Annotated in this window: 26 protein-coding genes and 1 riboswitch; of the genes, 14 read left to right on the top strand and 12 right to left on the bottom strand. The window is 35.9% G+C overall.

Annotated elements, in window-relative coordinates:
- The first annotated feature begins 170 nt into the window (after positions 1–170).
- Together QNH20_RS15810 and QNH20_RS15805 are read left to right on the top strand one after the other, a co-directional pair.
- On the top strand, positions 171–1,421 hold the full coding sequence (locus QNH20_RS15810; RefSeq protein WP_283918947.1) for a DHH family phosphoesterase: 1,251 nt from the start codon (positions 171–173) through the stop codon (positions 1,419–1,421).
- Between the two features lie 362 nt (positions 1,422–1,783).
- Positions 1,784–2,248, top strand: a complete 465-nt coding sequence (locus tag QNH20_RS15805; protein WP_283918946.1) for a GreA/GreB family elongation factor — start codon at positions 1,784–1,786, stop codon at positions 2,246–2,248.
- A gap of 98 nt (positions 2,249–2,346) precedes the next feature.
- On the opposite strand, the gene QNH20_RS15800 is transcribed toward QNH20_RS15805, so the two are convergent.
- From QNH20_RS15800 to QNH20_RS15790, 3 genes are all read right to left on the bottom strand, one after another.
- Complete coding sequence (locus tag QNH20_RS15800; RefSeq protein WP_283918945.1) at positions 2,347–2,868, bottom strand: MerR family transcriptional regulator; 522 nt, start codon at positions 2,866–2,868, stop codon at positions 2,347–2,349.
- Positions 2,869–2,969: 101 nt separating this feature from the next.
- Entirely contained in the window at positions 2,970–3,845 is an 876-nt protein-coding gene (locus QNH20_RS15795; RefSeq protein ID WP_283918944.1) for a MerR family transcriptional regulator, read from the bottom strand.
- A gap of 216 nt (positions 3,846–4,061) precedes the next feature.
- Positions 4,062–4,850, bottom strand: a complete 789-nt coding sequence (locus QNH20_RS15790; RefSeq protein ID WP_283918943.1) for an HAD family hydrolase — start codon at positions 4,848–4,850, stop codon at positions 4,062–4,064.
- Positions 4,851–5,078: 228 nt separating this feature from the next.
- Between QNH20_RS15790 and QNH20_RS15785 the strand changes: the two genes are divergently transcribed.
- The 6 genes from QNH20_RS15785 (at position 5,079) to QNH20_RS15760 (ending at position 11,514) form a co-directional block, all read left to right on the top strand.
- Positions 5,079–5,813: a polysaccharide deacetylase family protein gene (locus QNH20_RS15785; RefSeq protein ID WP_283918942.1), complete on the top strand. Its 735-nt coding sequence runs from the start codon at positions 5,079–5,081 to the stop codon at positions 5,811–5,813.
- A gap of 574 nt (positions 5,814–6,387) precedes the next feature.
- Positions 6,388–7,548 (top strand): IS256 family transposase, encoded by a 1,161-nt coding sequence (locus tag QNH20_RS15780; protein ID WP_283918941.1) that lies wholly within the window; start codon positions 6,388–6,390, stop codon positions 7,546–7,548.
- 778 nt (positions 7,549–8,326) lie between these two features.
- Positions 8,327–8,674, top strand: a complete 348-nt coding sequence (locus QNH20_RS15775; RefSeq protein WP_283918940.1) for a hypothetical protein — start codon at positions 8,327–8,329, stop codon at positions 8,672–8,674.
- A 143-nt stretch (positions 8,675–8,817) separates the two neighbouring features.
- Positions 8,818–10,320, top strand: a complete 1,503-nt coding sequence (locus tag QNH20_RS15770; RefSeq protein ID WP_283918939.1) for an aminotransferase class V-fold PLP-dependent enzyme — start codon at positions 8,818–8,820, stop codon at positions 10,318–10,320.
- Positions 10,321–10,509: 189 nt separating this feature from the next.
- The gene (locus QNH20_RS15765) at positions 10,510–10,773 is read left to right on the top strand and encodes a metal-sensitive transcriptional regulator (protein ID WP_283918938.1); all 264 of its coding nucleotides are present in this window, start codon (positions 10,510–10,512) and stop codon (positions 10,771–10,773) included.
- A 252-nt stretch (positions 10,774–11,025) separates the two neighbouring features.
- Positions 11,026–11,514 (top strand): L,D-transpeptidase family protein, encoded by a 489-nt coding sequence (locus QNH20_RS15760; protein WP_283918937.1) that lies wholly within the window; start codon positions 11,026–11,028, stop codon positions 11,512–11,514.
- Positions 11,515–11,848: 334 nt separating this feature from the next.
- Here QNH20_RS15760 and QNH20_RS15755 read toward each other — a convergent pair whose 3' ends face one another.
- The 3 genes from QNH20_RS15755 to QNH20_RS15745 all read right to left on the bottom strand — a co-directional run bounded on the left by QNH20_RS15755 (position 11,849) and on the right by QNH20_RS15745 (position 13,925).
- A complete protein-coding gene (locus tag QNH20_RS15755) occupies positions 11,849–12,364 on the bottom strand; it encodes an MFS transporter (protein ID WP_283918936.1) in 516 nt (171 codons plus the stop codon).
- Positions 12,324–13,076, bottom strand: coding sequence for an MFS transporter (locus QNH20_RS15750; RefSeq protein WP_283918935.1), 753 nt, complete (start codon positions 13,074–13,076; stop codon positions 12,324–12,326). The genes QNH20_RS15755 and QNH20_RS15750 overlap by 41 nt, the downstream gene beginning before the upstream one ends.
- Before the next feature lie 315 nt (positions 13,077–13,391).
- A complete protein-coding gene (locus QNH20_RS15745) occupies positions 13,392–13,925 on the bottom strand; it encodes a YceI family protein (RefSeq protein WP_283918934.1) in 534 nt (177 codons plus the stop codon).
- Positions 13,926–14,095: 170 nt separating this feature from the next.
- Between QNH20_RS15745 and QNH20_RS15740 the strand changes: the two genes are divergently transcribed.
- Together QNH20_RS15740 and helD are read left to right on the top strand one after the other, a co-directional pair.
- Positions 14,096–14,962 carry a hypothetical protein gene (locus QNH20_RS15740; RefSeq protein WP_283918933.1) on the top strand — a complete coding sequence of 289 codons (867 nt, stop codon included), beginning with the start codon at positions 14,096–14,098 and terminating at the stop codon, positions 14,960–14,962.
- A 185-nt stretch (positions 14,963–15,147) separates the two neighbouring features.
- Complete coding sequence (gene helD / locus QNH20_RS15735; RefSeq protein WP_283918932.1) at positions 15,148–17,481, top strand: RNA polymerase recycling motor HelD; 2,334 nt, start codon at positions 15,148–15,150, stop codon at positions 17,479–17,481.
- Between the two features lie 54 nt (positions 17,482–17,535).
- Here the strand turns inward: helD and QNH20_RS15730 are convergent, their stop codons facing one another.
- Together QNH20_RS15730 and QNH20_RS15725 are read right to left on the bottom strand one after the other, a co-directional pair.
- Positions 17,536–17,670 (bottom strand): BA3454 family stress response protein, encoded by a 135-nt coding sequence (locus QNH20_RS15730; protein ID WP_283918931.1) that lies wholly within the window; start codon positions 17,668–17,670, stop codon positions 17,536–17,538.
- A 273-nt stretch (positions 17,671–17,943) separates the two neighbouring features.
- Positions 17,944–18,174, bottom strand: coding sequence for a hypothetical protein (locus QNH20_RS15725; protein ID WP_283918930.1), 231 nt, complete (start codon positions 18,172–18,174; stop codon positions 17,944–17,946).
- Positions 18,175–18,509: 335 nt separating this feature from the next.
- Between QNH20_RS15725 and asnS the strand changes: the two genes are divergently transcribed.
- A complete protein-coding gene (asnS, locus tag QNH20_RS15720) occupies positions 18,510–19,901 on the top strand; it encodes an asparagine--tRNA ligase (RefSeq protein ID WP_283918929.1) in 1,392 nt (463 codons plus the stop codon).
- A 62-nt stretch (positions 19,902–19,963) separates the two neighbouring features.
- Here asnS and QNH20_RS15715 read toward each other — a convergent pair whose 3' ends face one another.
- The gene (locus QNH20_RS15715; protein WP_283918928.1) at positions 19,964–20,137 is read right to left on the bottom strand and encodes a hypothetical protein; all 174 of its coding nucleotides are present in this window, start codon (positions 20,135–20,137) and stop codon (positions 19,964–19,966) included.
- A gap of 152 nt (positions 20,138–20,289) precedes the next feature.
- On the opposite strand from QNH20_RS15715, the gene QNH20_RS27100 reads away from it, so the two are divergent.
- Positions 20,290–20,508: a helix-turn-helix domain-containing protein gene (locus QNH20_RS27100; RefSeq protein WP_481857981.1), complete on the top strand. Its 219-nt coding sequence runs from the start codon at positions 20,290–20,292 to the stop codon at positions 20,506–20,508.
- Positions 20,509–20,694: 186 nt separating this feature from the next.
- Here the strand turns inward: QNH20_RS27100 and QNH20_RS15710 are convergent, their stop codons facing one another.
- Entirely contained in the window at positions 20,695–22,176 is a 1,482-nt protein-coding gene (locus QNH20_RS15710; RefSeq protein ID WP_283918927.1) for an amino acid permease, read from the bottom strand.
- 99 nt (positions 22,177–22,275) lie between these two features.
- Positions 22,276–22,465: riboswitch (Lysine riboswitch) on the bottom strand.
- A 182-nt stretch (positions 22,466–22,647) separates the two neighbouring features.
- Here QNH20_RS15710 and QNH20_RS15705 point away from each other — a divergent pair.
- Positions 22,648–23,463, top strand: coding sequence for a YitT family protein (locus QNH20_RS15705; RefSeq protein WP_283918926.1), 816 nt, complete (start codon positions 22,648–22,650; stop codon positions 23,461–23,463).
- A gap of 42 nt (positions 23,464–23,505) precedes the next feature.
- On the opposite strand, the gene QNH20_RS15700 is transcribed toward QNH20_RS15705, so the two are convergent.
- Positions 23,506–23,886 (bottom strand): winged helix-turn-helix transcriptional regulator, encoded by a 381-nt coding sequence (locus QNH20_RS15700; protein WP_283918925.1) that lies wholly within the window; start codon positions 23,884–23,886, stop codon positions 23,506–23,508.
- A 131-nt stretch (positions 23,887–24,017) separates the two neighbouring features.
- Here QNH20_RS15700 and QNH20_RS15695 point away from each other — a divergent pair, with 131 nt between their 5' ends.
- The gene (locus QNH20_RS15695) at positions 24,018–24,650 is read left to right on the top strand and encodes a nitroreductase family protein (protein WP_283918924.1); all 633 of its coding nucleotides are present in this window, start codon (positions 24,018–24,020) and stop codon (positions 24,648–24,650) included.
- Between the two features lie 52 nt (positions 24,651–24,702).
- On the opposite strand, the gene QNH20_RS15690 is transcribed toward QNH20_RS15695, so the two are convergent.
- Positions 24,703–25,317 (bottom strand): PH domain-containing protein, encoded by a 615-nt coding sequence (locus QNH20_RS15690; protein ID WP_283918923.1) that lies wholly within the window; start codon positions 25,315–25,317, stop codon positions 24,703–24,705.
- Between the last annotated feature and the right edge of the window lie 161 nt (positions 25,318–25,478).

Below are 25,478 nucleotides of genomic sequence, written 5' to 3'. Positions count from 1 at the left end.
TAGTATAATTTCAAGTCGAAAAAGTCGATTAAATCTTTTATTTAGTTTATATTTAGCGAATAGAAACTAAATGAACTAATTTATACTAGGTTAGCTCTCTAAATCTGTATAAGAATATTTTTCAAAACCAAACTATACGTTATGAAAAGAAGATTGGATGGTGTCAAGATATGGTAAAACTATTTACAGATATGGATTTAGACGGTCTTGGCTGCGGATTGCTTGCTAAAATGGCATTCGGGGATAAGGCCAATGTATTCTATTGTTCATATCGAAATTTAAACCAACGAGTTGAAGCATTTATTAAAAATCCAGCTAACAATCAGGAGGAAATCTATATAACTGATTTAGCAGTTAATGAGTTGGTCGAGAAAAAACTCCAAGAGCGGTATCAGCGAGGAAGACATGTTCAAATGATTGATCATCATGTGACGGCTATGCATTTTAACGAATACAAGTGGGGAAGGGTAAAACCAGAGTTAGATAATGGTAAAAAGACTTGTGCGACCTCTTTATTTTATGATTACCTAATTGAGGAAGGAAAAATGAAGCGAAATAATGCGCTTGAGGAATTCATTGATTTGGTTCGTCAATATGATACGTGGGAATGGGATGAGAATAATAATGTAACAGCAAAGCGATTAAATGATTTGTTTTACATAATGAACAGAGAACAGTTTGAAGAGGAAATACTAAAGCGGTTAACAGAAAATACCGATTCGTTTATGTTAACTGAGAAAGAGAATATGATACTGGATATAGAAGATAAAAAAATTAGTAGATATATTCATTCAAAGAGCAGACAGATGGTACAAACCTTTGTGGATAATTATTGTGTAGGGGTTGTTCACGCAGAACAGTATTTATCGGAGCTTGGTAATGCATTAAATAATCTCTATCCCTATTTGGATATGATTGTTCTTTTGAATGTAAGCGGAAAAAAAATGGGGTTTCGAACAATTCATGATGAAGTGAATGTAGCCGAATTTGCGCAAAAGTATGGGGGCGGTGGACATCCGAAAGCTTCCGGAGCTGAATTAACAAGGGAAGGATTTGTAACATTTATTGTGGATGTTTTCGATTTAAACCCACTTAAACCTGATGCAGATCGGAATGAATTTAATGTAAAGGAAAATGCCTTTGGAACGAGCTATCAAAACCATATGGGTGAATGTTCATTTATATTGCCAGCAAGCAATGGTGCATATGAGATTTTCCATAAAGGGGAGAAAATCGAACAACTATTTCCAACATTCTTAGAGGCAGAACGCTTTCTAAAAAGAAATTATTCTTCTTGGCTCCGTCACGACCAAGATTACTTGCAAAAGCTTTCGACCACATTAAAGATTTCAATAGAGGAATTAAAAGAAAATTATGATGAGATAATCAGTAACCATATGGTCGATATTATAAACGTATAAAAGAGCCTATTATCCTTTTTTTAACTTGATTAATATCTAGGCATCTACTTAATAAAAAATATTCCCAGCCATTGATTGAGCTTAAGGAATAAATTCGCTTGAATTTATTCCTTAAGCTTTTGTAATTCCAGATTGGCGACTTTTCTGTCTCAATATGGTAATCTTATACTAAGATCTTCCATCCATTAAGAAAAGGATTCTTTTCCTTTTACGAAGGAATTATGTCTGCGTCCATTGAGACTGCAAACCATTTTTTCTTAATGGATTATGGAAGGTTTAATTTTTTATTTAGGAGGAGTTTGTGATGCATCAATTTATGAAGTTTTGCAGGAAGTTTGACCCTAGCTTGGAGGTAACATACTATGAACCATAGTAACTTTTCAGGAGAATTTTATTTGCAGCAATTAGCTTACATTGATGAAAATAATAAAGATTTAACAAATCTTTATTTATCTTCAACGCCAATTCAAGAAAGGATTAAACACTTTTTTAACTTGTATGTCTTAGAGGTAGAAGAGTTATTGTCAAAAAATAGCAAAAAAGGTTTTATTTCAAAATTTCCAAAAGTTCTTATCGGTACAAAGGTGACGGTACTCTACGACGAGGACGATGAAACAGAAGACTATGTGATCTGTCTTCCGGACCAATCGGACCCGGATAGAGGCTTCATTTCCTTTTTATCACCGGTCGGCAGACAGCTGCTTCTAAGGAAACTCGATGAACAGCTTTCGCTTAAAATTCCTACAGGAGATCTCCAATTAACTATCAAAGAAATTTCATTTGTTGGGGATCCATTTGGCATGGAAGAACAATATAAAGAAGCTTAATTGTCTAATATGCTGAAAGCGCTTTTAATTGAACAATAAAGATGACCGACTGTAAAATTACGGTCGGTCTTTATTTTGGTTTCCAATGGTAATGAAAGTCAAAAACCAAATATAGAACTTACGAATCTCTTCTTTTTCTTTTTATCCCTGCTTTGATCAAATACAATTGGTTTTTCAATTTGTACTGGTAGGGTCAGATTGTTTAACTGGTTTTGAAGTAGATTGACCTGTTGCACTAAAACTTTTACATAATCTTGCAGTTCTTCTATTTCCCGGCGGTGCTGCAGGAGTTGATACGAAGCAACTGAATCTGCCTTGGCATTCAAACTAATTTCTAATTCACTTACTTTTATGAATAACTTTTCAATTGCTTTTTCATTATCATCTGCTTTAACAGAACCTTTTCGCACTCTTTTTTGAACATTTACTGGGGTAATTTCATGCAATAGTGTTCCATTTTGAAGCTGCTCATGTATTTCTTTTAAAAGATTAATGTCACCGCTGCAAAAATGATAATGCCCACGCTCATTTTTTTCCATTGGCAGCCCGAGCTGCTTCACCCAGCGCTGAATCGTGCTTACAGATACTCCTAACAATTTTGCTACTTCACTTGTATTCATGTCGAATCCTCCTAATGATAAAATTACCGTAACCATGAGTGACGATCTATTACGTAGTAATCACAAGAAGCAAAGTAGCTTTTATAAGTGAAACTTCCTAATTAAGACCAAAATTTCCACCATTTCCTTTCTTTTGCCGCTGCAACATCGCGAAAACTGGTTAGCATTTGTTGGAATACTAATTCTCTTTGTGTAACCTCGTGACGGTATTGATTACGTTCTTCCACAAGGAATTCACGATCTCTTGTTAACGTTTCTGATAGACTGGAAATTTCATTATTTGTAACATCCACAGAATTTGATAACTCTTCAGAGGTTTTTGATAGTTGCCTAGAGAGTGAAAAGATCTCTTCAGAGGTCTCTAGAGAAAGGTTCGTAATATTATTGGCAAGGTACTTCAAGGAGTCAGTTGTGACTTCTGAAACTTTATCAAATGTCTTTGATAAATCTTCGATCTCTGCTTTTGTGTTCTCTGTTGATTTATAAATTGAGTCTGAAATTGATTTCACAGTATAATAAGTGCCCTTTGTTATTTCTTTTTTGACTTCTTCTAAAACTTCTTTACGAACGACACTACGGATTTCATCCTTAACCTCATTTAAAAAGGTTTTCTTATAGGTTTCCATAGCCTCGAAAAATAGCTCTGTATCTTTAATGGTGTTTTCTTCAACAGGAATTGGGATAACCGCTTCTTCAGAGATGATTTTTAATGAGACTTCGGGTATAGGGGGAATTTCTTCTATTTCAGGCTCATGCCTTTTTTGCATCCACTGCCAAATCATTTCCTTTGTTTCATTTTTTTCGGCTAATTGTTTAATTTCTAACAAAAGGTCAATCTCCAAATCAGTAAAAAGTCTTGCACCTTGTTTTGAGCGGGGAATATCAAGAAAATCAACAAAATCTTTTTCCCACTGGCGTACCATTCCTGGTGCTACATTTATTTTTTTAGAAACTTCTTTTAAGGTATATGTCTTCAATTTTCATCAATCCTTTCTATCGTCTCTAGGATAAAATTCTTCTTGGAATAGTTATTCACCATGCGGTATCTATTTTTCCTGCTGCCTGACAAAAGCTATCAAAACAAGACTGAAATCAAGAAATAACAACATATTCTTGCAAAAATAGTCTTTTTCGCAATAAAAAAAGTGCAGAAGATTTAATTCTGCACTTAAAATAACCATATCTTTCTTGCCTCAATCGACTAAACCAAGCATTTTTAAGCCATTATAGATTCCGGAATCAGTAACCTCTGTTGTTTTATGCTTGGCATATTGGAAAATATCAGGATGCCCGTTCCCCATGGCAAAACTCTCACCTGCAATTTGCAGCATTTCCTTATCATTCATTCCATCGCCAAAGGCAATAGAACATTCTCTAGGAATACCAAGACGTTTTAAAACCATTTGAATCCCATAACCTTTATTTATTTTATCCCTAATTACATCATAGCAATGCCGCATTCCGTCGACATTGACTTGAGATAAATGGATACTAGTCTCTTTTTCGTAAAGCCTTACGTCATCTTTTTTCATATTAACTAATGTCATTCCGAGAACTTCATTATTGAATGATGGGGAGTAAGATTCATTTTTCTGTAAGTGGAACATTTTTATAAATTCTTTCATTACAGGTGCATCCTTATTTGTAAAGACGTTTTTATTATTGGTGTAAAGGACGACCTCATGGTGGTGCTCGGATGCAATCTTCATGAAATGCTCAACCAGCATAGGATCCATTGGTTCTTGAAAAATGTCTTCCCCTTGGTAAGTAGCGTATGCTCCGTTATAGCCAATAAATGATCGAATGTTCAATTCCTTTGCTAATTCATCAATTTCATGGAGTGGTCTTCCAGTTGCTAAGAAGACCTCCAAACCATTTGCTTGAACTTGAGAAATAGCCGCTTTTGTTGATTCCTCAATCGTATCATCGGGTGTCAATAGGGTTCCGTCAATATCTAAAAATAATACTTTGTACTCAATCATGGTGTAGCTCCTTCTTCAAAAGATATGAATAGTTTACCACTTTGATAAAAATGAAGTCATCTTAAACATTTTTACTTAGGTAAAAAATAGTGTCACAAGTAAAGTATTCCTTAATGACTGATCGCCACAAACAAAGTTGTTAAATACTCTGATGATATGGTTATAGAAAAAAGTAATAGAGGGACAATAATTGGAACGACCCTAAAATGAAAACAAGCGAGGAATTTTATGAAAAGGATTTCATTAATACTCCTAGGTGTTCTACTATTAGGACTTCCAGAAAAAGCAGCAGCAGTGCAAAAAATTCCAATCTTAATTTATCACTCTATTGCAGAATATAATGGACATGGTTCCAAGGAGTTATATGTATCGCCAGAAAATTTTGAGAAACAAATGAGTTATTTAAGAGACCAAGGTTATACATTATTAACGTTTGAACGTTGGCGAGATCGTATGAAAGTAAAAAAACCGATTTTTATTACCTTTGATGACGGCTACAAAAATAATCTTAACGCTTTTGCCATTTTTCAAAAGCTGTCAACAATTAATTTTAAGCCAACCGGAACCATATTTGTCATATCGGATTTTATTGGCCGTACAAATCGTCTTTCAATTTCAGATTTAAAACGGATGTCAGACTCTGGTTTAATCTCGATTCAATCACATACGGCGACACATCCGGATTTAACGAAAGTGGAAGATCTAAAATACGAACTAAAAGTATCCAAAGAAAAAATACAGGAAATAACAGGAAAACCGGTAATTGCACTTGCCTTTCCATATGGAAACACTAATGAACAAGTGGTTACGGAAACGAAGAAGTATTATTTGTTTGGCCTTACAACCACTCCAGGACCTTATTCGCAAACTGGAATAAAAAATGAGCTATATTTACTGCCTCGAACCTATATTAAATATTCAACAACCATGGAGGAGTTTGTAAAAATAGTGAAGATAGAATAATGGATGATGGTTATTTGTCCAAGTAACGGGTTCCGTTTTCTAGTGCATAGTTATTAAGTGACACATAAAATAGTGTGAGAAGTGACTCACGCAATTTTTCTTTTAAACATCCTGCATATCTGTCCGAATCCGCCATACATTCGGACTGTCAAAGGCAAAATTCCTCTTGTCCTGTCCGAATAAGCCTCTCATTCGGACAAGACAAGGCAACTTTCTGCTTATCCTGTCCGAATAAGCCTTGCATTCGGACAAGACAAGGCAACTTTCTGAATATCCTGTCCGAATAAGCCTCGCATTCGGACAAGACAAGGCAATTTTCTGAATATCCTGTCCGAATAAGACTCGCATTCGGACAAGACAAGGCAATTTTCTGAATATCCTGTCCGAATAAGCCTCGCATTCGGACAAGACAAGGCAATTTTCTGAATATCCTGTCCGAATAAACCTCGCATTCGGACAAGACAAAGCAATTTTCTGATTAAGTCCGTATAATTGTGTAAAAAGAAAAGGAGTCAAATTAATACCTCTTGTCTACAATGTTAACAGCGACGAAAACAATGAGGAGGAATTAATTTTGACTCAACTTCAGTTTAACCTAAATATTGACGATTTAAAAGATTCTGTAATGAATTCTGATATTGACGCAGTTATCAAAGCATCTATAGTCCTTGTATTAAATTCAGTGATGGAAAAAGAACGTGATGATTATTTACATGCTGGAACTTACGAACGTACAACGGACCGTCGGGACTACCGAAATGGCTACTATGAGCGAGAGCTGCTTTTAAGTATTGGTAAAGTAACCTTGAAAGTACCCCGTACACGTAACGGAGAGTTCTCACCTTCTGTATTTGAAAGATATTCCCGGTGTGACCAAGCATTTGTTCTTTCAATGCTCGAAATGGTGGTGAACGGGGTATCCACTCGAAAGGTGAAAAATATAGTACAACAATTATGTGGTGAGAGCGTTTCAAAATCATTTGTTTCTTCCCTAACAGAAAAGCTCGATCCAATTGTTAACACATGGGCAAATAGGCCTCTAAATACAACATACTATCCCTACATTTTTGCGGATGCCATGTATATCAAAGTAAGGGAACATCACCATGTAGTGTCTAAGGCCGTTTATATTGCAACTGCGATTAATGAACATAATGGGCGGGAAATCCTCGGTTTAAAAGTAGACCACTCTGAAAGCTTTGAGGCCTGGCAAAGATTTTTTCAGTACTTACAATCACGCGGTCTACAATCACCTAAATTGATCATATCAGATGCACATAAGGGCTTAAAAAAGGCTATTGCCGAAGAATTTGTGGGGACTACTTGGCAACGCTGCACAGTACATTTTAAACGCAATATCTTTAATCAATTGCCCAAAAAAGACGTGGATGAGGTGAAAATAGGCTTAAAAAGAATGTTTGAGGCTGTAAAAATTGAGGATGCGAGGAATTTCAAAGAGGAGTTTCTAAAGAGTTTTGGAGAAAATCCAAAATTAACAAAAGCAATAGAAACATTGGAAGATGGCTTCGAAGATGCCATTCAATATTTAAACCACCCTTCGAAATATCACAAATATATTCGTAGTACAAATTCATTGGAACGATTGAATCAAGAAGTTAGAAGAAGGGAAAAAGTTATACGAATTTTTCCCAATACACAATCAGCGTTCAGATTAATAGGGGCAGTTTTAATGGACATTGGAGATGAACAAGCAAATAAAAAAATAGCAGTATGAAAAAAGTAATCATGAAATTTTGATAGGTTCGAAGGGAGAACAAGTTGGACCCCCCCCCTTTACCTACTTATAGAAAGCAGAAGAAAATTAGTGTTAAGGTATGGAGGATGGCCTAATTTCGAATTGACATTGAGCCTCCGCGGGCATGATGTAAAGCCAGGAAGCCAGGAGTTTAGCAACCCCTGTCTTGCCCTCCAGGCTATCATGCCCGCCCCTCAATGTAAATTCGAAATAAGTGTACTCCACTTATCATAATTTTAAGCATGTCGATATTTCATTGTAGACACTTTTACACAATATTCTGGACTTGACTAATTTTCTGCTTATCCTGTCTGAATAAGACTCGCATTCGGACAAGACAAGTCGACTTTCTGAATATCCTGTCCGAATAAGCCTCGCATTCGGACAATCAACAAGCAAATTCAATAATGATCAACTGCAATTATCGGCCTTTTTTCTAATTGCAAGATCGGGTTTAGTTGAAATAAGGAGAAACCTTAAATTGATTGTCAATTAGTCCATATGAATAATAAAAGTGGCGTGTTAAAACTGGAAGCAGTTTTAAACGCCATTTTCTATGTCATTTAACAGTTTTACACCTAAAAACGGAACCCTTTATTGTCCCAGGTAATCGTTTTTTTTATCGTGTTAAATAAACCGTTATTTCAATATTTCAGTTCGATGATAAAAATCTGTAAACTGGTCGCAACCTCCATGTAACTTTACAGCGCTATAATAGTGTAAACATAATCTTGACTCTATTAGGGTGGGTGCTTTTATGGAAGAAACAAAAGTAAAATCGTATTTACAGAAATCATTAGATGAGTGGAAGGACGATATTTCATTAGTTTTGGCTGAAATTGCTAAAGAATATGATGAAGTAGCACAGGAATTAAAAGTGTACTCCTATAAATATGGAATTACAAAGCAGGTGATTCAATCGACTGTAAACGAGGAGATTATTGAAAAAATTCGTGAAATGTACCATAAACCATTTGAAGAAAGCTATAACCAACTTAAAGAATACATAAAAGATCTCGAGGAAAAAAGAAGAGTTTTTCAAATGTTTATCCAAAAGATTGATGAAGTGACAAAAAAAGAATCGGCTCGGATTACCACTTTCTAGGAATTATTCATTATTGAAATATGTAAAAGATACCCAATCGTTTTTCTGCGATTGGGTTATTTTTTTAATATCAGCAGATGAAACAGCTCTATTGTATCCTGCATATATTAATTAATAGAACAAAACTCTAAGGTGTGAAACAAATGATCACTGCCACTATTGGGAATAAAACTTTTCGAATCCCTGATAACCTCGAGAAATATTTTCAAACGTTTCGCTCAAATGTGATTGGGATGAACCAAGAATTTGATTCTCCCTTTGGGAAAAAAAAAATTATCTATGCGGACTGGACGGCAAGCGGGCGATTATATAGGCCCATTGAACAAAAAATATCTGAGGTTTTCGGGCCATTTATGGCCAATACACATACAGAATCAAATATTACGAGTTTAATGATGACGGGAATATACAAACAATCGAAGTCAATAATTAAGGAACATGTTAATGCGGATCATTATGATGTCGTGATCCTAGATGGCTTTGGAATGACGTCTGTTATCAATAAACTGCAGCGAATGGTGGGAATCCGAGTACCTGAACAATTGAAAGGATGTCTTCAACTTTCTGAACAAGAACGACCGGTAATTTTTTTAACACATATGGAACATCATTCGAATCAAACATCCTGGCTTGAGACGCTTGGAGATGTCGTTATCATAAATCCTGATAAAGAAGGAAAGGTGGATATTCTTCATCTTGAACAACTGCTTTATTTTTATAAGGACCGCCGATTGAAAATTGGATCCTTTACAGCCTGTTCAAATGTAACCGGGATTCAAACTCCCATTTATCAACTCGCTAGACTCATGCATCAACATGGAGGACTCTGTTTTGTTGATTTTGCTGCATCAGCTCCATATGTAAAAATCAATATGCATCCGAAAGATCCACTAGAAAAACTAGATGCGGTCTTTTTCTCACCCCATAAGTTTTTAGGGGGCCCGGGAACCAGTGGAGTATTGGTCTTTGATTCAAGACTATATTCGAACAAGATTCCTGACCATCCAGGTGGCGGGACAGTAACCTGGACAAATCCATGGGGCGAGCACCAATATTTTGCAGACATTGAGCTGCGAGAAGATGGAGGAACACCAGGAATTCTTCAAGCCATTCGCACCGCCCTTTGCATAAATTTGAAAAACCAGATGGGTGTTGAAAATATAATGAAGAGAGAGAAAGAACAGCTTAAACTGTTACTCTCAAACTTAGAGGAAATTTCCGATGTTCATATATTAAATGGACATATAAAGGATCGTCTTGGGATTGTTTCGTTTTATATCGACTTTATTCACTATAATTTAATTGTACGCCTGCTAAATGACCGGTATGGGTTTCAAGTCAGAGGGGGGTGTTCCTGTGCAGGAACTTATGGGCATTATCTTTTTCAAATTGATAAAGAAGCCTCTAAAAAAATTACAGAAAAAATTAACCATGGAGATATGTCCGATAAACCGGGATGGGTACGCTTCTCAGTACATCCAATTATGACAAATGAGGAAATCCTTTTGTTTGTAGGAGCAGTGAAAGACATAATTAATAACATAGAGGATTGGAAAAAAGATTACGTATATGATGCTGCGAGTAATGATTATTTTTATATTAATCACATACGAGAAGATATGTCACCACTCTTCCGCTTCGAATGATTTTTTTTAATTGGTCAATAATGGCCAATTTTTTTATGTTTTATATACTTATATCCGTATTGGTATGTTTTGTTATAATGAAATTATGCTATGCAGATAATTCTGGATTGGATTTGATTTTTTAATAGGAGTTGAGTTAGACTTCTGTTTAAATATCGCTTAAAATCGAATTAACAGAGGTGAAACTAAATGATCTACAATGATAAATCGATTAATCGGTTAAAACGGGCAGAAGGACAAATAAAAGGAATTTTGAGAATGATTGAGGAAGGTAAAGATTGCAAAGAAGTCATTACCCAGCTTTCCGCAGCAAGATCCGCGATTGACAGGACGATTGCTGTCATTGTCAGTTCTAATCTCGAACATTGCATTCGCGAATCAATGGAAGCGGGCAATGGTGACTCGTCTAAGATTGTTGAAGAGGCTGTTAATCTGCTTGTAAAAAGCAGGTAAACCGGAGTACGTCTATCCTTGGGTAGGCGTTTTTTTATTATCCCGCATTAACAGGCTGTTAGATTCAAACTTCAAGATTTTGGGATAACTAAAAGTATAAGTAGTAAATCAACTGCCTGTAAATGCCCGATTGGTTCAGTTAACAATCAGTGCAGGATGAACCCAACTGGTTGAAGTTTCACCTTATCCCGTATTATTTAGGCAACGGCTCTCTTGAAGAGGCATATGCTAGCACAAGAGAGGTGGGATGGTATGATTCATATAGTTAAGTCTGGTGAAACAATGAGTTCAATTTCGGGAGATTACCGAGTTAGTCTTCAGAGTCTTTATGCTGCCAATCCCGGAATTGGTCAATTGTATGTAGGACAAAAGATTCAAATTCCAGGGTTGCCAGAACCAAGTTCAATACCTTACATGATTCAAATATCGGTAGCAAAGAGAAAACTTTCTCTCTATCATAATGGCAGGCTTGTAAAAATTTATCCGATAGCTGTTGGAAAGATGCTGACACATACCCCAGCAGGAGATTTTGTTATAGTTAATCGTCAATATAATCCCGGAGGTCCATTTGGAGTTTTGTGGCTTTCCCTTTCAAAAAAAGGCTACGGGATTCACGGGACGAATGATCCGAGTTCGATTGGAAAAGCAGTTTCACATGGCTGCGTGAGAATGTATAATCGGGATGTTTTGCAGCTCGCAGAAATGGTTCCAAATGGAACAAGCGTTAGTATTCGGCCTTGAATTTTTGGTACAAAAGGAAAAAACTTTTTAAGAGAGCAATAGAAATGTCCATTATAAGAGTTATGAAGGACAGAACTCGGTATGTGACTAGGAGAAATGTCCTTCAAAAGGAGTATGAAGGCCAAAAATGGCAGGTTGCCGGGGAGATTAGGCCTTCATAATGGGGATGAAGACCAAAACAGGGAGGATGCTAGAGGAATTAGGCCTTCATAAGGGGTAAGAGAGCAATAGAAATGTCATTCATAAGGGCTATGAAGGGAAAAACTCAGCAAGGGAGTAAGAGAAATATCATTTATTTATACAAAACCACCAATTACCCCGTTTAATTTTTATTTTAATTTTCTGCAGCTATTGCCAGCTTATTTTTTTCAACAGAAAGATTCATGTGTAGTGTCCATAAATAGTAAATGATGCCAAGACTTAAATAAAAAATGCCTCCGATTAGCCCCATCATCCGTGGTGAGATGAATTCTAACAATACTCCCGTCATAAACATAGATATTCCAATAAAGGTATTGGCAATGGTAGCTGACAGGCCAAAGTACAGACCATGGAATTTTGGCGGAAGGGTTTGCATTACTGTCGTATCTAGAAGGGTGTTACCCACCCCGCTAAATATCGTTAAAATCCCAAACAAGATAACTACAAGAACAAATGAGTTTGATTGGCTGATACTAGATAAGATCACGCCTTCCATAAAAAGGCACATGAACGCTACAGAGAGAAATCTTCCAGTAATCCATTTGGTTAAAAGCGGGCTGATAATGAAACCTATTCCTAATACACTATAAATTATACCAACCCCAAGGTCACCTGCATGGAATGTCTGAACGGCATAGACGCTTAGCAAAACATTTTCGATACCATTTACTAATGGAAACAAGAATATCAAAAGTAATCAGCATTAATAAGAAAGAGGAAGCCATTATAAGAGGAAACATTCTGCCAGTATGCTTGTTTTCCTTTTCCTCATTATTAATAGGTTCATTTGATTCAAGACTTGGAATCGAGCGAATGATAAAACCGGCGATTAAAAAAGATAAAATGTTCACTGAAAAGGCTGCCTTAGCACCAAAAAGAAAGGAAACAATTCCACCGCTTAGGGCTCCAACAATTAAAACAACCCCCAACGAAACCTGTTCCCATGAATTTACCTCTTTCATGTGGACAGGCTGAATAATGGCTGGTATACTCGTTTTCCTTGTGGGAGCATATAAGGCCTCACCACAAGATAATAGGAAAGAGCCTACATAAATAATCCACATATCATCAGCAGATTGGATAAATAAAAAGGAAACACCGATCAGAGCCCTTGAAAAATCAGTAATTTGTAACAGCGTTTTTCGGGTCCATCTTTCTGCCATGCTGCTGCTAAAGGGGCCAAACAACAGGAAGGGGAGCATTCTTACTGCCATTGTAATTCCAACAGACAAACCCGAGCCTGTAATATTTAGGATCAATGCCAACATAGCAACTTGACTAAAACGATCTCCAACACCATTAATAATCCCTGCAATAAATAATTTTCGGTAGGAATTTTCTTTTTTTAAAACTTGAAACATATTTTTGTCCTTCAAATTTCATTATCATCTAATTAGAATATTATCTAATTAGATGATAATGAAATTTGAAAGAAAAGGAAAGTGGTTTTTTTAAAAATATTCTAAAAAATTTTCAGAGGGACTCATTAAAACTTCTTCACAAATTCACATCCAAAATAAAATTAGAAATTAAGGTAGTATTACTGAAAGAAATAATTGCAATACAGTTTATGAGGCAGTATGAGGGGAGAATTATTTTGAAAAAGACGACTATTTTATAAAAATTTAAAGACGTAAAATAGGCTGTTCATTGGAAACAGCCTATTTATTATAAAATTATTCAGCTTTAGCTGCTTGGATTTGCAGGTTGATTTTCACTTTGTCACCAACTAGAACACCGCCTGTTTCAAGTGCAGCATTCCAAACTAAGCCATAATCTGAACGGTTAACAGTACCTGATGCACTGAAACCAGCCTTTTCATTTCCCCATGGATCTTTTCCTTGACCTTCGAAAGTTACCGCGAAAGTTTCTTGTTTTGTTACACCGCGAAGTGTTAAATCACCCGTAACATTGTATTCTCCTTCATCAGTTTTTTCGATACTAATTGATTTGAACGTCATATTAGGATGATTTTCGACATCAAAGAAATCTGCAGATACTAGGTGAGCATCGCGATCTTTATTGCGAGTGTCTACACTTGCTGTTTCAACTGAGAATTCAATGTTTGCAGTTGTTAAATCAGTTGGCTCTGCTTCAATCTTTGCGTTGAAGCTATTAAAAGTACCCTTTACGTTTGCAATCATCATGTGACGAACAGAAAAATCTACACTGCTGTGTACAGGATCTAAAGCCCATTTAGTTTTAACCATTTTATTGCCTCCATTTTGTTTTGAATTTATTTATCTCGAAATTAAAATAACTGATTTCAAGATAAATTATATGTTGATTGCCACTGTATTGTCAACCAATTATTATTAATTATTTTTACATTTTTTCTAATACTATTAATAACAGTAATGCTGAGAAGGGAATGGTTTGTTTGAGGAGAATAAATAGATATAGTTTTCCTTTTATTATTTTATTATTGATCCATACCTTCCTCCTTGGTTTGACTTTTTATAAGAACAAAAATAGAAAAAGTATTTTTGTATTGCTTGTTTCCAATATGGGATTTGCCTATCTATTGGAGTACATTGTTTTAAACTTATTCAAAGCATATACCTATAAACCGAAGGTATTAAAAAACCACTTTCTTGATAATATATTTGGAGCTGTTTTATCCCAAGCAGTATTTATTCCATTTACTGCAGTTTTCTTAACCATTTTTAAATTGGGGTGGCCCGTAAAGGTATTAGGGAGCATTTACTTTTCATTAATAGAACTACTATTTTTACGGCTTAGGATCTATCAACATTCATGGTGGAAAACTGGATATACCTTAATTCTCCTGCCATTTTATTTTAGATTGAGCGATACTTGGTATAACTATATTGTAAAAAATAATACAATCGTTCGTTTTGTATCCTTTTTTTTGATGGTTATGGTAACAGAAACAAATTTATTTTTATTTTTGGCCATCTTTCGCAAATTCCGATTTGGCTTGGGCAGATATCATTCATGGAAGGAACATTTTATTTTATCGCCTTTATATTCCATCACATTTTCGCTATTCACTGCGTTTTCACTGAAAAAACAAAATGGTGTTATTGCCAAGCTAAGTGTAATCCTGTTTGGAGCATGTTTAAATTATTTTTTTGAAAGAATCAAGCTATTAAAAAATAAACTTCAATTTTTTGAATATTTATTAGTAAGAATAATAATGGTTTTCATTTTTGGACAATACAGAGTGTGGGTTTATGGAGAAGGGGATAAGAGCGAATATTCAAAAATAAAACGCCACAACTGAAGAAGTGGCGTTTTATTTTTGAATATTAAAATCTGCCCTTGAAAATAAAAAGGGAGTATGATAGAATGACTTTTGGTATAAAATGTTGATGTTAAAAATAATTATAAATAACCTATTTTAACATTAACATAGTTTTCTGTAGTTGTCAAGCAGATGGATCTAAATTTAATCAGGAGAGTGGTTAAATGAGCGATTTAGAAAACAAAGACTGGCAGTTAGAGCAAGAAAGAGTCAGTTCAGTAGTTGAGGAAATTGATCAAAAGGTAAACAACTTAAACCAAAATACTGGTAAGGTTCGCTCAGATGTTCTTGAACTTCGTAAAACCTTTTGGGAGGATGTAACCGTTAATTTAGATGACCCGGATGATATTATTGAAACGGCGGCAAGTATAAAGCAGCAAGCTGAACTTCTATCTGAGCGTGAGCGAACACATAAACAATTGGATAAACACCTGAAAACACTCGCCAGATTAAAATATTCGCCATATTTTGGGCGGATTGATTTTTTTGAAAAAGGCGAAAAATCACCTGATAAAGTTTATTTAGGAATCTCATCATTGATGGATGAACACGATGAAAATTTCTTAATCTATGATTGGCGGGCACCAATATCCAGTCTTTACTACGACTACTCTCCAGGTGAAGCAAAATATAATACACCTGAAGGAACAATCGAAGGAGAAATTACTTTAAAACGCCAATTTATAATTAGGAATTCAGAAATTAAAGGTATGTTTGATACAGGTGTAACAATCGGGGATGAAATGCTTCAGGAAGTCCTTGGTAACAATGCGAGTACTCAAATGAAGAGTATTGTTGCCACGATTCAGCGGGAGCAAAATGAAATTATTCGAAATGAATGTAGTAAAATCCTTCTCGTTCAAGGGGCTGCAGGAAGCGGCAAAACCTCTGCAGCGCTTCAACGTGTAGCGTATTTGCTGTATCGTTATCGAGGGACATTAAATTCGGAAAACATTATGCTTTTTTCACCGAACCCTCTTTTTAACAGTTATGTTGCTACCGTATTGCCTGAGCTGGGAGAAGAAAATATGCAACAATCTACTTTCCAGGAATATTTAAATCACAGGCTTGGAAAAGTGTTTGATGTAGAGGACCCTTTCACACAAATGGAGTATCTGCTCAGTGGGAGAAATGATCAAGGTTATCAAACAAGAATAGAAGGAATCCGCTTTAAGGCAAGCCTGGATTTTAAAAAAATCATTGATCAATATGCGTCCAAATTATCTAGTCAAGGCTTAATTTATATGGATTTATCCTTTAGAGGAGATGTAATAATTTCGAAAAAGGAAATTCATGATTATTTTTATTCTCTAGATAAAGGCTACTCAATCCCAAACAGAATTCAGCTTGTCAAGGATTGGTTACTAAAAGAATTAAGGCGTGCTATGAAACGGGAACAATCTAAAAGTTGGGTGGAGGAAGAAATACAATTTCTTGAAAAAGAGGATTATTTGGATGTATTCAAAAAGCTCCAAGAAAAAAATCGTTTTTCGGACAATACATTTGATGATTTAGAGTGGGAACAAAAACTTCTTGCCGAAATGGTCGTTAAGGAAAAATTTAAGCCATTATTCTCAAGGGTGAAGAATTTAAAATTCATTGATACCACTCAAGTTTATCTGCAATTATTTGAACAAGTTGTAAAATCAGAAGAAACCCTTCCGCCAAACTGGTCAAAAATTTGCAAGCTAGCGGTAGAGAAGTTTAGCCGCATGGTTATTCCGTATGAAGATACGACTCCATATGTATATCTTCAGGATTTAATTGAGGGTCGAAAATCAAACACCGCCATTCGTCATATATTTATTGATGAGGCACAGGATTATTCACCGATTCAGTTCGCATTTATTCAAAGGCTTTTCCCTTATAGCAAAATGACCCTGCTGGGTGACTTCAATCAAGCGATTTTTTCTGGAGCGACGGGTTCAGAGACCGTTCTTACGGATTTTAATAATAGCGATGAAGATGTTGCTACGTTTGTGTTAACAAAAACCTATCGTTCTACGAGGGAAATAGTCGAATTTACAAGCGGGTTGATTGAAGGTGGTGAAAAAATAGAACCATTTAACCGTAATGGTCGGAAGCCGACTATTGAAGGAGTAGAACATACCAAGTTGAATAGTGCTATTCTTTCAAAAATGAAGGCATTTAAAAATGAGGGGCATCGCACAATAGCGGTTATTTGCAGGACTGCTGCAGAAAGCAAGGAAGTTTTTGAGGCTCTTAAAAACGAAGTTCCACTTCATTTAATTGAAAAAGGAACTGTTTCCTTTGAAAAAGGCAATCTTGTGATTCCGTCCTATTTGGCAAAAGGGATCGAATTTGATGCAGTCATTCTTTATGATAGCTCTCAATACAAGTGTGAAAGTGAGAGAAAATTATTCTATACAGTTTGTACACGTGCCATGCATGAATTGTATATGTTTACAACAGATGGTATTAGTCCACTTATGGAAACAATGTCAAAAGAATTGTATGAGTTAAAAATGAACTTATAGAAAAAAGCTGTAGAATTCTTAAGCGAATTCTGCAGCTTTTTCATTTTTAATAAACTACTTCTTCCATTGCTTTTTAACTTGTTCATAGGCAAGGCGTAATATTTCATCATCAGAAGTTTCCCGATTGGTAATGACATTCGTCAAATAGGATTTTCCTTCGAAGGTTATTGTTACTTCCACTTGTACCATAAAAAATCACCTTTCTTTATATGATAATGGTTTGTCGTGTAATCTTTGCCGATAGGAAAGAATAACTTTCCTATCAGTCATATGTCTAACTACGCCTCTGTCTTCGCCTTAGGGGCTGCCGATTCGGAGAGTTTTCTTTAAAAAATGACACAACGCTTTAAAATATTCATTTAACTCGAAATTTATGATAACAATTGTTCGACAATTGTTAGTGGACATGGCTGGTTTAATATTTTATTTGAAGAATACTAAAAAAACTTCCAAAAGGAAGCTTTAAACTTCAATCATCAAAAATTCTTCAGCAAAAATTTGCACTTGGTTTTTATCTATTTTGTTCTTCTTCAGTAACGATTCTGCAATAACTAGATGAGGTTGGAGTGAAACATTTCTTTTGAGATCGCGAATTGACACATCGCCATTCAACAATTGGATGGCTTTTTCTCTGATGTCTTGATTCATAGAAGACTTGTATAGAAGATAGGCAATACATGTAACCTTGTCCACAAAGTAACCCCCAATCAAGAATCGTTTATATATTAAATAAATTCGACTATAATTAGAAAAATCCTGCAAATTTTCTGAAAATTATTAAAAATATGATCCGATAATAATTAAATAGTTTCTGCCGAACCAGAAATTTAGTTGAATATTGCTTATTTGCTATAATATTTTATATAATATTGAAGGGATAAAAGAAAAACGATGATAGTCTGTGAATTTTACCTTTCGTCCCATTTGGGATGGGAGGCTTTTTATTAATCCATTGTTGACTAGAGGGATGAAAATAATCCTACTGACTATTAACTAAACCTTATACATATGATTTAGGAGGAAAACTTATGAAACAGGCCTTAATCAAGGATTTGTACAGAAATACGGAAAGCTTTATTGATCAAAAAGTGCAATTATCAGGCTGGATTCGAACGATTCGCGATTCCAAAACCTTTGGATTCATTGAATTAAATGATGGCAGCTTTTTTAAAGGAGTCCAGATTGTATTTGATGAGCAATTAGAAAACTATAAAGAAATTGCAAAGCTGCCAATCAGCTCTTCGATTAAAGTTGAGGGGGATTTTATCCATACCCCTGAGGCTAAGCAGCCATTTGAAATTAAAGCTACAAAGATTGTAATTGAAGGGACTTCAAATGTTGATTATCCACTACAGAAGAAAAGACATACATTTGAGTATTTAAGAACGATTGCCCATTTACGTCCTAGAACAAATACATTTGCGGCTGTCTTTCGTGTGCGTTCGGTCGCATCTTATGCGATCCATAAGTTTTTCCAGGAGAACGGATTTGTCTATGTTCAATCACCGATTATCACGGGAAGTGATACGGAAGGTGCGGGTGAAATGTTTAGAGTTACCACCTTAGATATGGATAATCCGCCGAAAAACGAAGAAGGCCGGTCTGATGTATCAAAGGACTTCTTTGGCAGAGAAACGAACCTAACGGTAAGCGGGCAGCTTTCTGCTGAAGCCTTTGCCTTGGCATTCCGAAATGTGTATACATTTGGACCGACTTTTAGGGCTGAAAACTCAAACACGGCTCGACATGCTGCGGAATTCTGGATGATGGAACCTGAAATGGCATTTGCTGAGCTGCCGGATATTATGGACAATACTGAAGATATGGTGAAATATGTCATTAACTATGTTTTAGAGAATGCTCCAGAAGAAATGAATTTCTTTAACAGCTTTGTAGAAAAGGGGGTATTGGATCGTTTGAATAATGCCCGCACTGCAGAATTTGGCCGTGTGACCTATACGGAAGCAATTGAACTATTAAAAGAGTCAGGTGAAAATTTTACTTATCCGGTCGAGTGGGGAGTAGACTTGCAGACAGAGCATGAGCGCTATTTATGCGAGAAAGTGTTCAAGAAACCAGTTTTTGTTACTGACTATCCGAAGGAAATTAAAGCTTTCTATATGAGATTAAATGAAGATAACAAAACTGTTGCTGCAATGGATTTACTTGTACCTGGAATCGGGGAATTAGTGGGAGGCAGCCAGCGTGAAGAACGCGAAAAAGTGCTGTCTTCAAAGATCAAAGAACTTGGAATGAATGAAGAGGATTATTGGTGGTACCTGGAATTAAGAAAATACGGCGGTACAAAACATTCAGGTTACGGCCTTGGTTTTGAACGCTTAATCATGTACCTGACAGGTATGTCAAACATTAGAGACGTTATTCCTTTCCCAAGAACCACTGGTAATGCAGAATTTTAGAAATGAAAAAGAAGAAGACCAATTCGCTAAATTGGTCTTCTTTTGTGTTGTATTTCTTCATTTTAAAAATCTTTCAGCTCTTCTTCGAAATAAAATGTACCTGGATGTTCTTTAACGATATAAGAATATCTCTTCATATTTTTAACATACTGCCATTTTAAAATGGTGACAACCTCACCTGTTTCAATTATGTTTACAGTTTGACCATTATTGTAGCGGTTATTTGAGTTCTTCAAATTCAACACCCCTTTACTAATCCTTCTTAAGTATAGCACAGATTGGTTAGCTTTATTTGTTACATATTGGGATATGAGATCGGCAGATGGAAGCCGTTCAACTTTCCATTATAATGTACCTATGGTATGCTTTATAAAAGCGAGGTGTCATTTTGACAAATTATAAAGCAAAAAAAAGTAACCTCAAGGATTTATTATCTAAAAACGAGATGGATCTGGATAGTTTGGAAAGGAATACAAATATTCCTAGGAGTCTACTCAACGACTACTTATCAAAGAAGGTAATGAGCTTAAATACTGCGATGACCATTTCCAAAGCATTGAATTGCCAGATTGAAGATTTATATGTTTGGACATCTTATGAGTCGTAGAGCATTATGATTCTAATGATGTGTGATTGCCAATTTTATGCAGGCTCGATTGATGAGTCTGTTTTTTTATTTGCTTAAAACTTAATAACAGCAACAAAGTAAATAATTTAATTAATTTGTTATTGTAAAACAACTAAAATTTTTCACTAAAAAAGCACGCGATTTCGCGTGCTCACTCTGAAATAATTAATTTATTAAATCACAGTTCTCTAATGGAATAACCTTTGTCTTTTTAATGAACTTATAGCCAAGCCATAGGATGAGGAAAAGCGGCAAACCGATATAAGAAACTAACACACCGTTCCAATCAATATGGTCACCCATAAAGGCAGAATAGTTTTGCCCTAAAATAACAAATGCACAGACGGCAAATGCGAAAATCGGCCCAAATGGGAAGAATTTTGATTTATATGGTAACAAGCTAAGATCTTTACCTTGGGCAATAAATGCTCTACGGAAACGATAGTGGCAAATGGCGATACCGAGCCAAGCAATAAACCCTGACATTCCAGAAGCGTTTAAGAGCCATACATAAACGGTACCATCTCCAAAGAAAGAAGCAAGAAAGGCTAGTGTTCCCACTAAAGTTGTAGCAATTAACGCATTTACCGGTACGCCATTTTTATTAAGTTTACCAAGGAATTTTGGTGCTTTCCCTTGACGAGCCAAATCCCAAAGCATACGGGTCGAAGCATACATTCCTGAATTTCCCGCAGATAATACTGCTGTTAAAATGACGGCATTCATTACAGATGCCGCAAAGGCAATTCCTGCTTTTTCAAAAACAAGTGTGAATGGGCTGACAGTAACATCCCCATTGGCCAAGTTTTCATTTGTATAAGGAATCAAAAGTCCAATAACTAAAATGGCTAATACATAAAATAAAAGTATTCGCCAAAATACTGATTTTACTGCACGTGGAATCGCTTTTCCGGGATCATCGGTTTCACCGGCTGCAACACCTAAAAGCTCAGTTCCTTGGAAGGAGAAACCTGCTGCCATAAAGATTCCAAGCATAGCCATAAACCCGCCATGGAATGGGGCATCACCAATTGTGAAGTTTTTAAAACCAATCGCATGATCACCCATAATGCCAAAAATCATTAAAGTGCCAGTAATAATAAAGATAATAACTGTTACTACCTTAATTAGAGAGAACCAATATTCTGCTTCCCCAAATCCTTTAACAGAAAGATAATTTAATAGAAACATAATCACTAAAAAGATGCTGCTCCATACTAACGATGGAGTATGTGGAAACCAGAATTTCATTATCATCGTAACTGCAGCTAATTCGGCAGCAATGGTAATCGCCCAGTTGTACCAGTAGTTCCAGCCAAGTGCAAAACCTAGTGCGGGGTCAACAAATTTAGTTGCATAGGTGCTAAAGCTTCCGGCAACCGGCATATATGCGCCCATTTCGGCTAAGCTTTGCATTAAAAAGTAAACCATTACACCTATGACGAGATAGGAAAGAATCGCGCCACCCGGTCCGGCAGTATGAATGGCGCCCCCGCTAGCAAGGAATAATCCGGTACCAATAGTTCCCCCAAGAGAAATCATTGTAAGGTGACGTGATTTTAAACTTCGTTTCAGTTCAGTCGTTTCTTTTTTCTGGCTCAGATCACCAGTATTAACATGTTCTTCAAGTGCTCTTGCTGATTGCATTGTCATGACTCCTTTGTTATTTACTTGGAAGGAGCGATGGAATAAAAAATGCCATCGAAGTAGAATCGATGGCATTGTCAATACCCCGCATCATACCTTCCGAAAGATAGCTCAACACGCTTGACTGGTAAGACCAAACGTGACAGTTCTGTTCCTATTCGGAGACAGCCCCAGCATGCTTTTTTAGAGATAAAAGCACGCTTCGGCAGCTTTTCCTTTCAAACGGAGTCAGGGGTGTCTCTACACCTCGTCCGCTATACTGATAAAAACCGCGACCTCTACCCCATCGGTTTGATGAGGATTTAGCATATAAAGTTTAATATATTACTAAAGTATAATTATTAATTTAAAATTGTCAATAGAAAAATTTTCAGGCGAATCAAAACTATTGCGAAAAAACAATTAATTTACATTGAATAAGAGAATCGGTATGATTTTTAAATAATATTGTGCTAGTACAGGAGGATTTTTATGCAGCTTGTCGGAATTATATCAGGTTCACTTATTATTGTGATGGGCTTTAACCTATTTTTAATTCCCCATGAGGTGTTAAGCGGTGGACTGAGCGGGATTTCCATGATGTTAGGGATAATTACCCCGATTAACACAGGATTAGCCAACTTTCTATTGAACCTTCCTTTATTGATTATTGGGTATAAAAAGTTAGGGAAAAAGTTTATCATGAATTCTATTTTCTCGGTGCTGATCATTTCAGTGGGACTTTATATAGTACCTGTTATAGCAATTGCAAAGGATCCTATTTTATCATCCATATTCGGAGGTGCTTTAGCAGGTTTAGGGGTAGGTATCGTATTCCGATGTGCGGGATCAACTGGCGGCTTTGATATCATTGGTATGATCGTTTCAAGGAAAAAAGATTTTCCAATTGGGATCCTGTTATCGGGTATGAACGCTGTTGTCATTATTATTAGTGGATTTCTATTTACTTGGGATGCGGCATTAAATACATTAGTATCCATTTATGTAACCGGTAAAGTGGTGGATGCTATTTATACCGATCATGCTAAATTAACGATAATGATCATTACAGTGAAAGGTCAAGAAATGAGAGATCACCTGCTGACTAACTTATACAGAGGATTGACCATCATGGACGGTGTCGGCGGTTATTCTAATGACCAACGGAATGTATTAATTACAGTTATTTCTAGATACGAATTAAATGAGGTGAAAAATCTCATAACTGAAGTGGACCCTGCCGCATTCGTAAATATTACAGAAACCATTGAAGTAATGGGACTGTTTCATCGTCAAAATCCATCCTAAATAGAAAAATGCATGTACGAAATCGTGCATGCATTTTTTTAGCTATTGGGAGTTCTCATTACCATGAGTAACTTCACGGTTCTTCACCCATTTAACAAGTATTTTTATGACTTCTTCGAGTTCTTTCCCAATTGGTGTTAATTCATATTCAACTTTTTTAGGAGAAGCAGTAATGATTTTTTTGACGATCAGTCCTTCATTTTCCAAGTCACGCAATCTTTCTGTTAATAGTCTATCAGATATTCCAGGTATAGAGGAAATGATTTCATGGTATCGTTTTGGACCTGCTAATAAAGCATAAATAACAGCACCCATCCAACGTTTGCCGATAAATTCAATGGCATTATGGAAATTGGTGCAGGTATGCTGCATTTCCTTTTCAGTGCAATTCATATCATTCTGTTTATTAATTTCATCCATCATAAAATACCTCATTTTTACTTTTCTAACTTTATAATACCATATTTATTATGCTTGACGGTAGGTACTTACTAATAGTAAGATGACTTTAACTTACTAATAGTAAGTTAATACACACTAGGAGGATATCTTTCATGCAACCTGTTTTATCAAAAAGTCTGTCTGAACTAATAAAAGAGCGTCACTCAGTTAGAAAATATGATCCAACATATAAAATTTCACAAGGGGATATTAAAGATATACTAACGGAAGCGACACAAGCACCATCCTCAAGTAATCTTCAGCCTTGGCGCTTTATTGTGATCCAAGACCAAGAAACAAAGAAAGAGCTTAGAACCATTGCTAACAACCAAGAACAAGTCGAAACTGCATCTGCTGTTATTGCAGTACTTGGTGATAAAGAGATGTATAAGAGTGTGGAAAAAGTATATCGAAGTGCCCATGAAGCAGGTTATATGGATGAAGCAAATATGGAGCGATTAATCGAAAGTACAAATAAAACGTACCCATTCGCTCCAGAAGAAATTAGGAAAAACATTGCTGCATTTGATGCTGGACTTATTTCAATGCAGATCATGCTAATTGCTAAAGATAGAGGCTTCGATACAGTGCCAATGGGTGGCTTTAACAAAGAACAATTCATGGAAAAATTTAAAGTGTCGGATCGTTATTTTCCAGTTGTTTTGATTCCTATAGGAAAGGCTGCTGCACCTGCATTTAAGACAAATCGCTTACCATTAGAAGATGTTCTAATCGATTATAGATAAACAAAAACCCCAAGCTTGATGGGATATATCAAGTTTGGGGTTAGCTTTATAGTTAATTGTTAATATACTTTTCAAAAACAAAGCCAAAATCTTTTACACAATATTGTTTTTTACTATCTTCTAACCACTGAAAGGCAGCCTGGTTTAGCATTTTGAATTGAACAACCAAGTTGCTGTCCGGACTAGTTATCCTGCCTAGTGTAGTGGAGGCAACCTCAAGACTTTGTTTGGCAAATTGAAGCGAGGTTTCATTTTCATGTGAGATCTCAGAAATTTTGATAAGAGCTTTATATAAATCCTTTACCTCCTCAATATGTTTCTTGTGAACATCAATTGAGAAAGGAGCAGAGCCGATTTTAAATTTTATTTCCACATCAAGGTCGACTGTTCCGGCAGTTTCAAGATGAACATCTGAAATTCTGTTAGTAGCATAACTATAACGGTGGAGCATGCGTTTTTTACTTGTAGCACTTGTTCCATCAAGATGAATGAGGGCATTATTTGTAAAGCAATACTCATCGGATTTTGATTTAATTATAAAATAAATTTTCTCATTGTCTTCATGCATGACATAATCATCTGCGTCCACCTTGTCGTAATTTTCCGGTTTAATAACAGAACCGACATCACTTAATCCTAAAATATCTGCTGCAACTTTTCCAAACATCGTATCAACCTCACCTCTATTATTATTCTTACCTGTTCTTTGTACGAACAAAGCGGCCTAAGGTTTCATCCAAGGTCTTACTTTTGATCGACAAAATTCTTTATATTTTTCATGATTTATTATACACGAATTTCCAGGAAAAATTTACAAATAATTCGGAA

Source organism: Neobacillus sp. WH10 (assembly GCF_030123405.1).
GTDB lineage: Bacteria > Bacillota > Bacilli > Bacillales > Cytobacillaceae > Neobacillus.
Note: the sequence above shows the minus strand (reverse complement) of the source record. Positions and strands in the feature narration are given on the sequence as shown.

Excerpts from the sequence above, each read along its gene's own strand:
- QNH20_RS15690 (WP_283918923.1), bottom strand. The coding sequence starts at position 25,317 with ATGTTTGGAAAAGTTGCAGCAGATATTTTAGGATTAAGTGATGTCGGT.
- QNH20_RS15810 (WP_283918947.1), top strand. The coding sequence starts at position 171 with ATGGTAAAACTATTTACAGATATGGATTTAGACGGTCTTGGCTGCGGA.
- QNH20_RS15695 (WP_283918924.1), top strand. The coding sequence starts at position 24,018 with ATGCAACCTGTTTTATCAAAAAGTCTGTCTGAACTAATAAAAGAGCGT.
- QNH20_RS15730 (WP_283918931.1), bottom strand. The coding sequence starts at position 17,670 with ATGGTACAAGTGGAAGTAACAATAACCTTCGAAGGAAAATCCTATTTG.
- QNH20_RS15705 (WP_283918926.1), top strand. The coding sequence starts at position 22,648 with ATGCAGCTTGTCGGAATTATATCAGGTTCACTTATTATTGTGATGGGC.
- QNH20_RS15770 (WP_283918939.1), top strand. The coding sequence starts at position 8,818 with ATGATCACTGCCACTATTGGGAATAAAACTTTTCGAATCCCTGATAAC.
- QNH20_RS15790 (WP_283918943.1), bottom strand. The coding sequence starts at position 4,850 with ATGATTGAGTACAAAGTATTATTTTTAGATATTGACGGAACCCTATTG.
- QNH20_RS15765 (WP_283918938.1), top strand. The coding sequence starts at position 10,510 with ATGATCTACAATGATAAATCGATTAATCGGTTAAAACGGGCAGAAGGA.
- helD (WP_283918932.1), top strand. The coding sequence starts at position 15,148 with ATGAGCGATTTAGAAAACAAAGACTGGCAGTTAGAGCAAGAAAGAGTC.
- QNH20_RS15805 (WP_283918946.1), top strand. The coding sequence starts at position 1,784 with ATGAACCATAGTAACTTTTCAGGAGAATTTTATTTGCAGCAATTAGCT.
- QNH20_RS15800 (WP_283918945.1), bottom strand. The coding sequence starts at position 2,868 with ATGAATACAAGTGAAGTAGCAAAATTGTTAGGAGTATCTGTAAGCACG.
- QNH20_RS15775 (WP_283918940.1), top strand. The coding sequence starts at position 8,327 with ATGGAAGAAACAAAAGTAAAATCGTATTTACAGAAATCATTAGATGAG.
- QNH20_RS15710 (WP_283918927.1), bottom strand. The coding sequence starts at position 22,176 with ATGCAATCAGCAAGAGCACTTGAAGAACATGTTAATACTGGTGATCTG.
- QNH20_RS15785 (WP_283918942.1), top strand. The coding sequence starts at position 5,079 with ATGAAAAGGATTTCATTAATACTCCTAGGTGTTCTACTATTAGGACTT.
- QNH20_RS15745 (WP_283918934.1), bottom strand. The coding sequence starts at position 13,925 with ATGGTTAAAACTAAATGGGCTTTAGATCCTGTACACAGCAGTGTAGAT.
- QNH20_RS15700 (WP_283918925.1), bottom strand. The coding sequence starts at position 23,886 with ATGATGGATGAAATTAATAAACAGAATGATATGAATTGCACTGAAAAG.
- QNH20_RS15750 (WP_283918935.1), bottom strand. The coding sequence starts at position 13,076 with ATGTTTCAAGTTTTAAAAAAAGAAAATTCCTACCGAAAATTATTTATT.
- asnS (WP_283918929.1), top strand. The coding sequence starts at position 18,510 with ATGAAACAGGCCTTAATCAAGGATTTGTACAGAAATACGGAAAGCTTT.
- QNH20_RS15760 (WP_283918937.1), top strand. The coding sequence starts at position 11,026 with ATGATTCATATAGTTAAGTCTGGTGAAACAATGAGTTCAATTTCGGGA.